The organism is Pseudochrobactrum sp. B5, from assembly GCF_001939785.1.
Classification (GTDB): domain Bacteria; phylum Pseudomonadota; class Alphaproteobacteria; order Rhizobiales; family Rhizobiaceae; genus Pseudochrobactrum; species Pseudochrobactrum saccharolyticum.
The window spans coordinates 637,592-651,060 of the sequence record NZ_MOYL01000002.1; the positions used below are offsets into that span (position 1 = coordinate 637,592).

General features: G+C 54.5%; 9 protein-coding genes. 6 read left to right on the top strand and 3 right to left on the bottom strand.

Features of this window, described 5'->3' with window-relative positions; translation table 11 throughout:
• Window positions 1-31: 31 nt before the first annotated feature.
• The gene (locus BKD14_RS09565) at window positions 32-1,456 is read right to left on the bottom strand and encodes an MFS transporter (protein ID WP_075655837.1); all 1,425 of its coding nucleotides are present in this window, start codon (window positions 1,454-1,456) and stop codon (window positions 32-34) included.
• A 157-nt stretch (window positions 1,457-1,613) separates the two neighbouring features.
• Here BKD14_RS09565 and BKD14_RS09570 point away from each other — a divergent pair, with 157 nt between their 5' ends.
• The gene (locus tag BKD14_RS09570; RefSeq protein WP_075655468.1) at window positions 1,614-2,291 is read left to right on the top strand and encodes a metalloregulator ArsR/SmtB family transcription factor; all 678 of its coding nucleotides are present in this window, start codon (window positions 1,614-1,616) and stop codon (window positions 2,289-2,291) included.
• 55 nt (window positions 2,292-2,346) lie between these two features.
• Here BKD14_RS09570 and BKD14_RS09575 read toward each other — a convergent pair whose 3' ends face one another.
• Window positions 2,347-3,942, bottom strand: coding sequence for an amidohydrolase (locus BKD14_RS09575; RefSeq protein ID WP_075655470.1), 1,596 nt, complete (start codon window positions 3,940-3,942; stop codon window positions 2,347-2,349).
• Window positions 3,943-4,357: 415 nt separating this feature from the next.
• Between BKD14_RS09575 and BKD14_RS09580 the strand changes: the two genes are divergently transcribed.
• The 5 genes from BKD14_RS09580 (at window position 4,358) to BKD14_RS09600 (ending at window position 11,538) form a co-directional block, all read left to right on the top strand.
• Complete coding sequence (locus BKD14_RS09580; protein ID WP_075655472.1) at window positions 4,358-6,040, top strand: aromatic amino acid ammonia-lyase; 1,683 nt, start codon at window positions 4,358-4,360, stop codon at window positions 6,038-6,040.
• Window positions 6,041-6,118: 78 nt separating this feature from the next.
• Window positions 6,119-7,480, top strand: a complete 1,362-nt coding sequence (locus tag BKD14_RS09585) for an amidohydrolase family protein (RefSeq protein ID WP_075655474.1) — start codon at window positions 6,119-6,121, stop codon at window positions 7,478-7,480.
• Complete coding sequence (locus BKD14_RS09590; protein WP_075655476.1) at window positions 7,480-8,766, top strand: Zn-dependent hydrolase; 1,287 nt, start codon at window positions 7,480-7,482, stop codon at window positions 8,764-8,766. Before BKD14_RS09585 ends, BKD14_RS09590 begins: the two co-directional genes overlap by 1 nt.
• A 12-nt stretch (window positions 8,767-8,778) precedes the next feature.
• Window positions 8,779-9,867: a DUF917 family protein gene (locus tag BKD14_RS09595; RefSeq protein ID WP_022710356.1), complete on the top strand. Its 1,089-nt coding sequence runs from the start codon at window positions 8,779-8,781 to the stop codon at window positions 9,865-9,867.
• Between the two features lie 24 nt (window positions 9,868-9,891).
• Entirely contained in the window at window positions 9,892-11,538 is a 1,647-nt protein-coding gene (locus BKD14_RS09600) for a urocanate hydratase (protein WP_075655478.1), read from the top strand.
• A 67-nt stretch (window positions 11,539-11,605) separates the two neighbouring features.
• On the opposite strand, the gene BKD14_RS09605 is transcribed toward BKD14_RS09600, so the two are convergent.
• Complete coding sequence (locus BKD14_RS09605) at window positions 11,606-13,417, bottom strand: LysR family transcriptional regulator (protein WP_075655480.1); 1,812 nt, start codon at window positions 13,415-13,417, stop codon at window positions 11,606-11,608.
• Window positions 13,418-13,469 lie beyond the last annotated feature (52 nt).

A 13,469-nucleotide genomic window follows, 5' to 3' on the forward strand; every position in this document is an offset into this window, starting at 1 on the left:
AGCTTTATCTTTTTAACGTAAGCGGCTGATTTTACCAGCGTTTCACCATGCGTGATGCGCATAGGAAAGCCAGTAACGGCCCCACGCCAAAGCTCAGGAAAAGCCAGAATGCAGCACTGGATGTACCGGCAATACCACCCGGCACAGTCAAACCGCCAAGGCTGGTGACCATACCGGCCATTGCCGCACCGAGACCGGCAGAGAACAGCTGCACAGTGGTAATCGCAGTTGATGCCAGATCCTTCTCATCGGCCGGTGCAACTTTCAGCACCCGTGTCAGCAGATGCGGCCATGTCATACCCACGCCACAGCCCACAGCGATGAAACCGGCGCAGAGCGGCAGCAATTCCAGATAGGTACCATTGCTGGAAAATGGCAGCAGAAGCAGCAACAAAACCATACCGGCAAAAGAGGCCAGCGGGCCGATAATAATCACATCACGCACACGGCGCGATGAAATCCCCGAGCTCATGATTGAGCCAAGTGTCCAGCCTGCGCCCATCAGCGCAGCCAGATAACCGGCAACCAATGGCGACTGGTTATGCAGCACCTGCAGGAACAGCGGAATGAACACTTCCACCGATGTGACAGTCAGCGCCAGCAACGACATGGTTACGATCACAGGCCCCAGCGGCTGGCTGAAACTGAAAGAACCACCCGGCAACAGACGATTTTTACTGGTGGCTTCCAGACGGATCATCAGACCGATCAACAGGATCGCCGTGCTGATACCAATCACATTCCAGATCACTTCAGAACTGACACTGCCAAGCGATACCGCAAAGACTGCAAGTGTCAGCAGGCTGAGCTGTGCAAAAGGCAGACGATTTGTGTCTTCCTCTTCATGGCGTACATCCGGCAATACAAACAGCGCCATTACAGCGAAAAGCAGCGCTGCAGGAACAACCGACCAGAAAGCAGCACGCCACTCGCCGAGTTCAGCGAAAATACCGCCCACAGCAGGGCCAACCAGTGTGGCAACGCCCCACATGCCGGAAATCAGTGCCATAGCGCGCGGCCACAGCGCTTCGGGAAATACGATACGGATCATGGCATAGGACAAAGCCAGCATGAAACCACCGCCGAAGCCCTGAATGAAACGACCGATCAGCAAAACCTGCATTGTCGGCGAAACAGCGCAAATCAGGGTGCCGAGAGCAAAAACACTGGCCGAAATGGCATAGGCTTTGCGCGGGCCGGTTTTACGCAGCAATTTCACAGCCAGCGTTGAGCCGATAATGGATGCAACGACGAAAAGAGTGGTGTTCCACGCATAATAATCCAGCCCGCCAATATCCGAAACAACGGAAGGCAGAATGGTTGTAGCAATGTAAACATTAACAGCATGAAGCGCGACGCCACCTGCGAGCGCCATGGAACGAATGGCATTTTTGCCAGTCAACAAATCTCCCCAGCCAACTTTGTGGTAGCTGGTGAGCGATGCCGGGTCAGACATTTCAATCTCCGGACAGCTATCAAAAACCATGAGTTCCGGCGGGAATGCGCCTGTGTTTCTCATCAATTTTAACCGGAACATACCGGTCGGGTTGCAAATCCCTGAGGGAGCCGTTAATTATGCAAGCATAAACTTGGAATATTCAGCAGGAGATCAAATGTCAAGTTCTGACATTATCACTTCGGATGAAATGAACAGCGCTGCACAACAAAGCACCGCTGATCGTCTGCTGTTTATTCTTAAAACCCGTGGCCCGCAAACAATATCGGCACTTGCACGACTCGCAGGCACGGGTGCGGAAAATATACGCCAGCAATTACAAAAATCTGTGACAGAAGGCCTGATTGAACCCTATGCCACAGAAAAAAAACCAAAAGCCGGTCGGCCGGTGCAGTTCTGGCATCTGACGGAGAAAGGCAATAGCCGGTTTCCTGACAGTCATGCGGAGCTGACCGTTAGTTTATTGCGCCATATGAGCAGTCTGGGTGAAGACCTGACTGAGCGCGTGATCAGCTTGCGCGAACAGGAAATACTCAAAAACTACCGCACAGCCATGCAGGATATGACAGCGCTGGAACAACGCATTGATTGCCTTGCAGAATTGCGCAGTCAGGAAGGCTATATGTCGGAATGGGCAAAGCAGCCGGATGGTTCATGGCTGCTGATTGAAAACCACTGCCCTATCTGCGCTGCGGCCACAGCCTGCCGCGGCTTTTGCCGTTCCGAACTCAATATTTTTCAGGCCATTCTCGGTGACAACTGCAAGATCGAGCGCTGCGAGCATATTTTACTCGGCGCACGCCGCTGTGCCTATCGTATAACTCAAGCCGGATAAACAAAGGCGATCCGGCAAAATGCCGAACCGCCTTTATCATGCTTATAATGTTCTGCTATTGCGGCGCAGTCAGCTCAGGAAATTTGACGCCGAGCTGATCGAGATAAGTCGGGTATTTCTCTGCATCGTAATAGAGCTTCTGCATTTCAGGGCGAAACTGCTGCATAATCTCCGTATTCAGCTGAATCTGCGGCTTGTCATCCGCACCAAGCATCGGCAGATATTTCTGATCCTTCTGCTGCACATTGGTGAAATAATCTTGTGCTGCCGACACCAGTTCCGGCTTGGTCAGAAGATCAACGCCGGTCATAGCAATGACCTTCGATCCGGCGACAACACCTTTATGAGCAATTGGTGTTGCCATCGACATGGCATTCGACCAGTGGTGCCCCGGAAGGTTCGGAATATTCGACGGATAATTCAGCGTAATTGTCGGCACAATCCATGACACATCACCGATATCATCCGAGCCGCCGCTTTCAGGTTTTTCCGGCGGTGGTGCCAGTTTCTTCAGCTCTGTCGCCAGCCCGTCTTCCTTGCCTTTCACAGCCTTCTGCACAGCTTTTGCAAAGCTGTTTTCGTCGTCAGTCCATTTCGGCAGACCAACCTCAAGAATATTGGCATAGGCTGCCTCCGCCATCGGCTTGTTGAAATGGCGCGGTGCTGCGGTGCCGATAATCTGCCGTTCCACTGCCGTGTCGGACATTTTTGCCGCTGCTTCAGACATTGTATTGGCTACAGCGAAATTCTTGGCGATATTCTCAAAATCCGTTTCGCGGATAAAATACCACACGCTGGCAACAGACGGCACAACATTCGGCTGATCGCCGCCGTCAGGGATCACATAATGCGAGCGCTGTTCAGGCCGCAAATGCTCCCGCTTCATATTCCAGCCGATATTCATCAGCTCCACGCCATCAAGCGCGCTGCGTCCGCGCCACGGCGCACCGGCAGAGTGGGCAGACTCACCGGCAAATGTATATTTGACCGAGACCATACCGGTGCCATTGGCTGCGCCCCACGAGGTTTGCAGATTATTACCGACATGGGTGAACATCACCACATCCGCATCTTTGAACACACCGTCACGCACCATATAGGCTTTGCCGCCCAACAACTCCTCTGCCACACCCGGCCAGAGCACCAGCGTGCCGGAGAGTTTTTCCTTCTCCATCAGGTCTTTCATCGCCAAGGCTGCAACCACATTCACAGCCTGCCCCGAATTATGACCTTCCCCGTGACCGGGTGCGCCCTCAATCATTGGCTTGCGATAGGCAACACCAGGCATCTGGGACGTTTTTGGCAGACCATCAATATCACTGCCCAGTGCAATCACAGGCTTACCGGAACCCCATCGCGCCACCCAGCCGGTCGGCAGACCGGCAACACCGCGCTCAATAGTAAAGCCGTTTTTCTCAAGAATATCCGTTATGTATTTTGAGGTTTCAACTTCCTGAAAGGCCAGCTCACCAAAGCTGAAAATTGAATCCGTCATCTCCTGCGCAAGCTTGGCGCGGCTCTCCACACCCGCTGTTACTTGTTGCTTATAGGCTTTGACATCCTGTTCTGATTTTTGTGCTGCGGCCTGACTGAGCAAAGAGGCCGACATCATAAGGCTGAGTGCAATTTTAGACGAGAGAGTACAAGACATGTAGAACTCCGTTACTGAATTTGCCTGAGATTATGTGACAGTTACCCGCAGACAATTCATCATAAAAACGCCATACACAACCCTTAAAATAACAATAACAAGCTTTTGATTTTACTGTATTTATTGTCATTTTAACAATCACTGAATATCGAGTTTCATTTCCTAAAACCAGCCTTTCAGTTACACGCAATCCTTTTCATTACGCTGCGAAATGAAAGCCGGTATGCGTAAGTAAGGCCACAATCCGGACTGTTCAGAAAACTATTCTCTGATACCGGCAGGATTTAGCTTTTTGTTATTGCCGGTTTCGCAACTTTCGCCGTTTCAGCCTTTCAAGCAATTTCTATACTGACCCATAATTTGCCGCATCCATAAGCACCCTCATCCAGAGGGAAAAGGCAAACGGGAACCCAGTATGAAAAAGCTCAATCACCTGTCCAAACTCAGTCTTCTGACACTTGCTCTCCTGTCGTCTTCTGCCGCCTATGCTGAAAGTTTGCAGCTTAACGGCACAAAGCTCACCACTGCGCAGGTGGCAAAGTTCGCAGCGAACACAAATGAAAAAGTCGAAATCGCTCCGGAAGCGGCACAAAAAGTCAACCATAGTTTTGATCTGGTGATGGAAGCCGCGTTGCAGGGCACCGCCGTTTACGGGCTGAATGTCGGCGTGGGCTGGAACAAGGACAAACCGGTTTTCAAAGAGATTAAAGGCCGCCGCACGCTGGATGAAGAATTGCTGGCACTTTCCCGCCGCTTCAACACCAGTTCACTTCATGCCCATGGTGGCGGCATTGGCGAGGCTCTGCCTGCGCAGGCAGTGCGCGCCGGTATGCTGATCCGCCTTAATGAAATGCTCGGCGGTCAAACCGGAACGCAGCTGAGTGTGGTGGAGGCCTATCGCGATTTCCTCAATCACGACATCATCCCCGTTGTACCGGAAAAAGGCTCGGTCGGTGAGGCTGATATTACGCTCGCCTCCCATATCGGTCTGGCAATGATCGGCGAATGGTTCGTGGATTATCAGGGCAAGCGTATGCCTGCGGCAGAAGCCCTGAAACTGGCTGGCCTGAAGCCAATTAAACCGGTCGGCAAAGACTTCCTCTCCATTCTCAGCACCAATGCACTGACTGCCGGTCAGGCCGCCTTGCTGACAGAAGAAACACGCCATTATCTGGAAGCAGCCACAGCCGTTTTCGCCCTGTCGCTTGAAGGCTATAACGGCAATGTCGCGCCTTTCCTGTCTGCAACAACCGAACTGCGCCCGTTTCCGGGAATGGTGAAGGCGGCAACAGATATTCGTGCAGCGCTGGATGGCTCCTATCTCTGGCAGCAGTCTGATGGCCGCGCTTTACAGGATCCGCTCTCTTACCGCACGATGGCCTATGCGCTCGGCAATGCATGGGAAGCACAGGCTGCACTCGAAGAGGCTCTACATATCCATATCAATGCCAGCGATGACAATCCGGCCGCTGTGGCTTCCGACAAGCCTGCGGAAAAAGCGGCTGACAGTCATAACCAGCTGCACAAATATCAGGTCGCAGGCGATGTGCATGGCGCAATTTATCCGACCGCCAATTTCGATATGCTGCCGGTTGCCACCCGTGTGGAAAATCTGAATGTCGCCCTCACCCGTTTGGCGCAGAATATTGTGATGCAGACCATCCGCACGGAAAATCCGGATTTCACCAAGCTGCCGCGCTTCCTTGCCGGCCCTGAGAATGAAGGCCATGCTTTCGGTGCCATGCAGAAGCCGCTTGTTGCGCTCTATGCGGAAAACCGTCAGCTGGCCATGCCAGTCTCGCTCGACACTTTCGCCATGGCAGGCAATATTGAAGATACCGGCAATAATGCCCCGCTGGCTGTGAACAATCTTCAGCGCATTCTCGGCAATATGTACAGCCTGTCATCCATTCAGCTGCTGCATTCGGCGCAGGCGGTTGATCTGCGTGGTAAAGTTGCGCTCGGAAAAACCTCCGCAAAGCTGCTGGAAACCTATCGCGCACAGGTCAAATTCGTCGATCAGGATCGCATTTACACGCCGGATTTTGCAGCCGGTGTGCAGGTGCTGCACGCTTTTACGCAGCCAGCCGCCAAGTAATTTTAAAATCGCATAACTGCCTGCATTCCAAAACAATGCAGGCAGCCAGAATGAGGACCAAGATGAGGAAATACCGCAATGCAGGATAAAGTCTTCAAAGGTAAAGTGGTTCTGCCCGATCAGGTCATTGACAATGGCTGGGTGCTGGTCAGCGACGGCCGTGTTGTCCAGACCGGTCAGGGCACTGCCCCTGCAGGTGAAAGCCACGGCGGAGCGGATTATCTGGTGCTGCCGGGTGCTATTGACGGTCAGGTACACAGCCGCAGCCAGAAAAATCAGGAAGAGTTTATCTGGTCGACCCGTTCGGCTGCTGCAGGCGGTGTGACAACGATTGTCGATATGCCTTATGACGACGGCGACCTGATCGCCACGCCGGAGCGCTTCACCCGCAAGGTGGAATCCGCTGGCAAGGAAGCGCGCGTGGATTTCGCGCTTTATGCCACAGCGCATCCGGCAGACGGCACCAAGCATATTGACGGTCTGGTGGAAGCCGGTGCGGCGGGTTTCAAATTCTCGACCTTCGGCACCCATCCGGAGCGCTTTCCGCGCATCACCCCGCAGATGCTTTATGAGTGCTTCTCGGCGATTGCCCGCCATGGTCTGATTGCCGGTATTCATAATGAAAATGATGAAATGGTGCGCTATTACATCGATCAGGTCGAGAAAAGCGGCCGCACCGATTATCTGACCCATAGTATGAGCCGTCCGCCGGTGACTGAAACGCTGGCAATGGCTGAAGTCTATGAGATCGGCGCCATGAGCGGTTGTGCCACCCATGTGGTGCATTGTTCCGTTGGCCGTGGTTATGAACTGGCTGCGGGCTATCGCGCACAGGGCTATGCGGCGACCGTTCAAGCCTGCATCCACTATCTGACTCTCTGTGAAGAAGACGATGTCAGCCGCCTGATCGGCCGCGCCAAGATCAACCCGCCGGTACGCAACCGCGCCGAGCGTGAAGCCATCTGGCAGCAACTGGCCGCCGGTAATGTGACCATTGTTTCCACCGATCATGTGAGCTGGTCGCTTGATCGCAAAAACGATGAAAACATGCTGAAAAACGCATCCGGTGTTCCGGGGCTGGAAGCGCTCTATGCGCTGCTGCTCAAAGGTCTGGATGAACGCGGGCTTTCTCTCTCTTATGCCGCCCGCCTGCTGGCGCATAATCCGGCCAATCTGTTCCGTCTCGGTCAGACCAAAGGTGCGCTCGATGCCGGTCTTGATGCCGATATCGTGCTGGCGCGCCGCGATCCTTACACTTACAAAGCGGCAGAAAGCGGCAATAATATTGTTGACTGGAGCCCTTATGACGGTATCAAGCTGCCGTTCCGCATCACCCATACATTTGTGCGCGGTGAATGTGCGATGGCTGAAGGCGTGGTCACAGCTGAACCGGGTTCCGGTCGTTTTGTACGCCCTGCTTTGCGTAAAGGAGCCGCGTAATGGCGGTCTCCAACACGCTCGTCGATGGTGACCGGCTCTGGCAGGATATTATGGCGCTGGCCGATATTACCGAGCCGGGCAAGCCTTACACACGGCGTTCCTTTACCCCACGTTTTCTGGCTGGCCGCGCCTATCTGATTGAGCAGTTCAAAGCCGCCGGTCTTGAGGTGCGTATTGATACCGCAGGCAATCTGATCGGCCGCCGTGCCGGTGCCAAACCGCACGCCAAAACCATTATGATGGGGTCGCATAGCGATACTGTGCCTTCCGGCGGACGCTTTGACGGCATTGCCGGTGTAGTGGCTGCGCTCGAAGTTGCCCGTGCCTTGCGCGATGCCGGTATTGAATTACAGCACAATCTGGAAGTGGTGGATTTTCTCGCTGAAGAACCGAGTGAATACGGCCTCTCCTGTGTCGGCAGCCGTGGCATGAGCGGTCAGCTCGCCAATGCTATGCTCGACTTTACCGGCCCGCAGGATGAGCGCTTAGGCGATGCGCTGATCCGTGTCGGTGGCAATCCGTCCAAGCTCGCAGAGGCTGTACGCAAGGATATTGCCGCCTATCTGGAACTGCATATTGAGCAAGGCCCTGTACTGGAACAGAGCAAAACGGATTTGGGTCTGGTGACAGGTATTGTCGGCATCACCCGTCTGGAAATCGCGTTTAAGGGTGCAGCTGACCATGCGGGCACCACGCCGATGCATATGCGCCGCGATGCGCTTTATGCGGCGGCACAAGCTGTCACTGCAATCCGTGAACAGGCCGAAGCTTTGGCATCCGAGCCGGACGGCTATTTCGTTGCCACGGTCGGCATTCTCACCCTTGAACCGGGCGGTGCCAATGTGGTGCCGGAACAGGCCAAGGTGATTGTCGATATCCGCACCGGCAAACGTGAGAAGACCCTGCGTTTTCTGGAAAGCATTGATGCGGCAACACAGGATGCTGCCGAAAAGGTCAGTGTAGAACGCAGCAGCTTCAAGACCCTTTCCGACACCATGCCGATGGATTGTGACTTAGGCCTGCTGGATGATCTGGCAAAAAGCGCCGATGCACTCGGCCATAGCCATCTGCAACTCGCCAGCGGTGCGGGACATGATGCGGCCTTTATCGGCCAGCTGGCACCGGCCGCCATGGTCTTTGTGCCATGTCTTGGCGGACGCAGCCACACACCGGAAGAATGGGCAGAGAAACACGACATTGCAGCAGGTGCTGCAGCAATGTTTGCGGCAGTGCGCCGCTTTGACGAGCGCACACCGGTTACCAATCAAACGCATAACAGCATTTAAGAGGAGGCCATTATGGGGCGTATTTTAACATTGGATGACGTGGAATCCGCAATTGCCGGCGGTTCGGTCTTTGCAGCCGGCGGCGGCGGCTGGGTCGAGCATGGCCGTATGCTGGGCACCACTGCGGTCACCATTGGCCGACCTGAACTGGTGGATATGGAAGAAGTATCCGATGACGCATGGATCGCCACAGCCGCTGCGATCGGCGCACCGGCCAGCACCACCCAGTGGGAAATGCTCGGCATCGACTATGTGAAAGCCGTTGAGCTGCTGCAATATGAACTGGGCGATGAAGTCTATGGTCTGATGATCGGCCAGAACGGTATGTCCAGCACCATGAATGCATGGCTGCCTTCTGCTGTTCTCGGCACCAAAGTGATTGATGCTGTGGGCGATATCCGTGCGCATCCGACCGGCGATATGGGCTCCATCGGTATGGCTAACAGCCCTGAACAGATGATCCAGACAGCCGTTGGCGGTCACCGCGATTCCAACTCCTATATCGAGTTGGTCACACGCGGCGCGACAGCCAAAATCTCACCGATCCTGCGCAAAGCCTCCGATATGTCCGGCGGTTTCATCGCCAGCTGCCGCAATCCGCTGCGTGCGTCTTATGTACGTAAGAATGCAGCGCTCGGCGGTATCTCCCGTGCTCTGACCCTTGGCGAAGCCATTCGCGCAGCCCAGAGCAAAGGCGCGACTGCGGTGATTGATGCGATCTGCAAAACCACCAATGGCAGCATTCTCGCACAGGGCAAAGTCACCGCCAAGAATGTGCATTACACGCAGGAAGCTTTCGACATCGGCACCATCACCGTGCGTGACGGCAACCGCGATGTGATCCTGCATGTGATGAACGAATATATGGCCGTGGATGACGGTGACGGTCAGCGTCTTGCCACCTTCCCTGACGTGATCACCACGCTCGATACCAATGGCAGCCCTGTCAGTGTCGGCAATGTCCATGAGGGCATGGAAATTCTGGTGTTCCACATCAACAAGACAGAAATCCCGCTCAGCGCCTCGGTCAAAGATCCGAGCGTTTATCCGATCGTCGAAAAAGCACTCGGCATTTCCCTTGCCGATTACGCACTGGCCTGATTTAGCGGTTTAGAAAGTATTATTATGTCTAAGAAACAATTTAACGTCACATCCGGCACCGAGCTGCGCTGTAAGAACTGGCGCGCTGAAGGTCTGCTGCGTTTGATGGAAAACGTGCTGGCAGTGGGTGAAGACCCTGACAATCTGGTGGTCTATGCCGCACTCGGTAAAGCTGCACGCGATTGGCCGTCCCACGACAAGATCGTTGAAAGCCTGCATAAGATTGAAGAAAACGAAACGCTCGTCGTACAATCCGGCAAACCGATCGGTATTCTGAAAACCCATAAACAGGCACCGGTCGTGATTATGGCCAACTGTAATATGGTTGGTCAGTGGGCGAAGGCTGAAAATTTCTACGAATGGGAAAAGCAGAACCTGATCTGCTGGGGCGGTCTTACCGCCGGTGACTGGCAGTATATCGGCTCACAGGGTGTTATTCAGGGCACCTATGAAATCTTCATGCGTATTGCCGAGCAGAGCTTCAATAATGATCTGGCTGGTCGTCTGATCCTCACCGCCGGTCTAGGTGGCATGGGCGGCGCGCAGCCGCTGGCAGGCCGTATGGCCGGTGCGGTTACGCTCTGCGTTGAAATTGATCAGGAACGCATTCAGAAGCGCAAGGATATCGGCTTCCTTGACGTGATTGCCAAAGATCTGGACGATGCGCTGGCGCAGGTCAAAACAGCAATGGCCGAGAAACGCGCTGTCTCCATCGGCGTTCACGGCAATGCCGCTGATCTTTATGAGCAAATTCTGGCACGCAATATCATTCCGGATATCGTGACTGACCAGACTTCCGCCCATGATCTGGTTTACGGCTATGTACCGGCGACCCGTTCGCTGGATGAAGCCCGTGCTATGCGCAAGAGCGATCCGCAGACCCTGATGAATGAAAGCCGCGCGTCCATCGTTCGTCACGTCACCGCTATGCTTGGCTTCCAGAAAGCCGGTTCGGTCGTCTTTGACAATGGTAACCTGATCCGCACCCATGCCAAAGACGGCGGCGTGGCCGATGCGTTCAATATTCCGGTCTTCACCGAAGCCTTCCTGCGTCCGCTGTTCTGCCGCGCAATTGGTCCGTTCCGTTGGATTGCATTGTCGAATAATCAGGAAGATATCCGCATTATCGACAATTACATCCTCAAAGCCTTTGCCGGTAATCACATCGTCACCAACTGGATTCATCTCGCCGGTAAAAATGTGCCGTTTGAAGGTCTGCCGGCGCGTATTGCATGGCTTGGTCATGGCGAACGTACCCAGCTGGCTCTCGCAGTGAACAGCATGGTGCGTGACGGTACGCTCTCCGGCCCTGTTGCCTTTACCCGTGACCATCTTGATGCCGGTGCCATGGCGCATCCGAATATCATGACGGAAAATATGCGTGACGGTTCTGATGCGATTGCCGACTGGCCGCTGATCAATGGTCTGGCTATGTGCTCGTCGCAGGCCGATCTCGTGGCGATTCATTCCGGTGGCGGCGGCTATTCCGGCTACATGACCAGCGCCGGTGTAACTGTTGTGGCCGACGGTACCGATGATGCGGATATCCGCATTGAACTGTCACTGACCAATGACACCTCGCTCGGCGTGATGCGTTATGCCGATGCCGGTTATGAAGAAGCGCTGGACGAAGCGGAAAAGAAAAACATCCGCCACTTCAATCTGGCCTAAAAACTAAATACCCCCGTAGAGAGAACAGGCGGAACTCCGGTTTCGCCTGTTTTCATTTCTAATCGCACTATGGTGTGAGCGCCTCGCGCAATTCGCGCACCAGTTCTCTTTCGGCCACCGTCAATGTGCGGGCATTGGAATAGATCACAAACAACCTGCGCAGAATATGCGGTTTGAGTTCAAGGCTTACCAATGTGCCCTGCTCCAGATCGCGGCGCACGGCTGAGACCGGCAGCAAAGTGGCAAGCTTTTCGCGCCGGATCATCGCGATCATCATCGGTAATGAGTTGATTTCAATTACCGGTTCAACGGACAAGTTGTGCTCGCTCAATTGCGCATCCAGCAATTGCCGGATGCCGAAGGTCATGGTCGGCAGAACCAGCGGCACATGGCGAAGTGCCTCCAGATCAATCGCTGCATCCTGAGAGAGTTCTGCCGCCAGATCAGGATGACAGATCAGCGACAGCGGTTCCTCAACATTGAGGCTGAAACGCGCCATATGCGGCATATCGGTTTCCAGAACAGCAAGGCTGATCACCCCCGCCTGTACCCAATCCTGCAAGACACTCGTCGGCGCTTCGAGAATTTGCAGATCAATCTGCGGATGGTTCTTTCGCCAGCGCAGCACCGCATCGGTCATCCCTGCCAGCAAAGTGCTTTCCTGACTGACGGATGGCAAAACGCCAATCCGCAACCGCGACCGGTTGCGCCCCAGCGATCCCGCACTATGCACGGCCATGGATTGCAAACGCGCATCGATCAGATCGCTGCCAATACGAAAAACCCGTCCGGCATCTGTCGGCACCAGACCATCGCGGCGGCGCTCGAACAGCGGCTTGCCGATCACCTGCTCCATCTTGCGCAACTGTCCGGTAATAGCCGGTTGCGCGACTTTAGCCATACGGGCAGCAGCGGTGAGATTGCGGTTGTTGTCAATCAATCGGAAATAACTGAATTGCCGTCTGGTCAGCTGCGGCTGATAAAGCGGCGATGTTTCACCGGAAATCAGTGCCGCACGAATACGGCGCACAGTCTCTTCCGCCACCGGATGCGGATCGGCAATATGCACCCGCACCTGACTGATGAGCGGCGGATCAAGCGGCACCAGTTTAAGACGATGCAGCCCCATGCGGTTGGCAAGCGTGCTTTGCGGCACCAGAAAGGCTGTATCAGGGTGCTCCCCGCTTAAGCGTGCCAGAGTACCCGGATGATCCTGCGTGAAGCGGATATTTTTAATCGGATGCTTTGCCAGATAAGCAGAGAGGTCATGCAGCAGCGGTTCCGGCAATGCAGGCACAATCACAGGGCCAGCCAGCATATCCTGCAAAGCAGGCGCTTCGCCTGACTGCACAGGCAGACTACGCGCCAGCACCCACGGATCATCGTGGATGGCGACACCCTTTTTCTCATAGCTGAAAATAATCCGGCTGCTTTTCGCACTCTCTGTCAGCGGCAAAGCCGGATCACCATCCGCACTGCCCCAATGCGGCTCAATAAACACATCCGGATAATCTTTCTGCAAACCGGCAAGTGCTGTGCTGATGGCTTTGGAGACATTGCCGAGCGAGAACATCAGCTGGACTTCCACCACCAGATGACTGAATTCATTCTCTTCGGTACATTCCCGCATCGCTGCCTGACGGGTAAAAGCTTCAGCCTGTAACAGCGGGATAGCAGCACGATAAAGCCAGCGCCCGGCCACAGTCGGGGTAAGCCCCGCAGGCACGCGACGGAACAATTGTGCACCGACTTCCTCTTCCAGATTCTGCAGTGCCACGCTGAGCGTTGACAGCGCAATATCCAGCATTTCAGCCGCCTTGCTGAAACTGGTTTGATGGCAGGCCGCCACGAAGTAAGAAAGCTGCCGCAGCTCGATCATAGGCACAGACCTTCATCAGTGATTTTTACCAAGAATATCAATCCAATATGCC

Coding starts and splice junctions, on each gene's coding strand:
- BKD14_RS09565 (WP_075655837.1), bottom strand. CDS start 1,456: ATGTCTGACCCGGCATCGCTCACCAGCTACCACAAAGTTGGCTGGGGA.
- BKD14_RS09570 (WP_075655468.1), top strand. CDS start 1,614: ATGTCAAGTTCTGACATTATCACTTCGGATGAAATGAACAGCGCTGCA.
- BKD14_RS09575 (WP_075655470.1), bottom strand. CDS start 3,942: ATGTCTTGTACTCTCTCGTCTAAAATTGCACTCAGCCTTATGATGTCG.
- BKD14_RS09580 (WP_075655472.1), top strand. CDS start 4,358: ATGAAAAAGCTCAATCACCTGTCCAAACTCAGTCTTCTGACACTTGCT.
- BKD14_RS09585 (WP_075655474.1), top strand. CDS start 6,119: ATGCAGGATAAAGTCTTCAAAGGTAAAGTGGTTCTGCCCGATCAGGTC.
- BKD14_RS09590 (WP_075655476.1), top strand. CDS start 7,480: ATGGCGGTCTCCAACACGCTCGTCGATGGTGACCGGCTCTGGCAGGAT.
- BKD14_RS09595 (WP_022710356.1), top strand. CDS start 8,779: ATGGGGCGTATTTTAACATTGGATGACGTGGAATCCGCAATTGCCGGC.
- BKD14_RS09600 (WP_075655478.1), top strand. CDS start 9,892: ATGTCTAAGAAACAATTTAACGTCACATCCGGCACCGAGCTGCGCTGT.
- BKD14_RS09605 (WP_075655480.1), bottom strand. CDS start 13,417: ATGATCGAGCTGCGGCAGCTTTCTTACTTCGTGGCGGCCTGCCATCAA.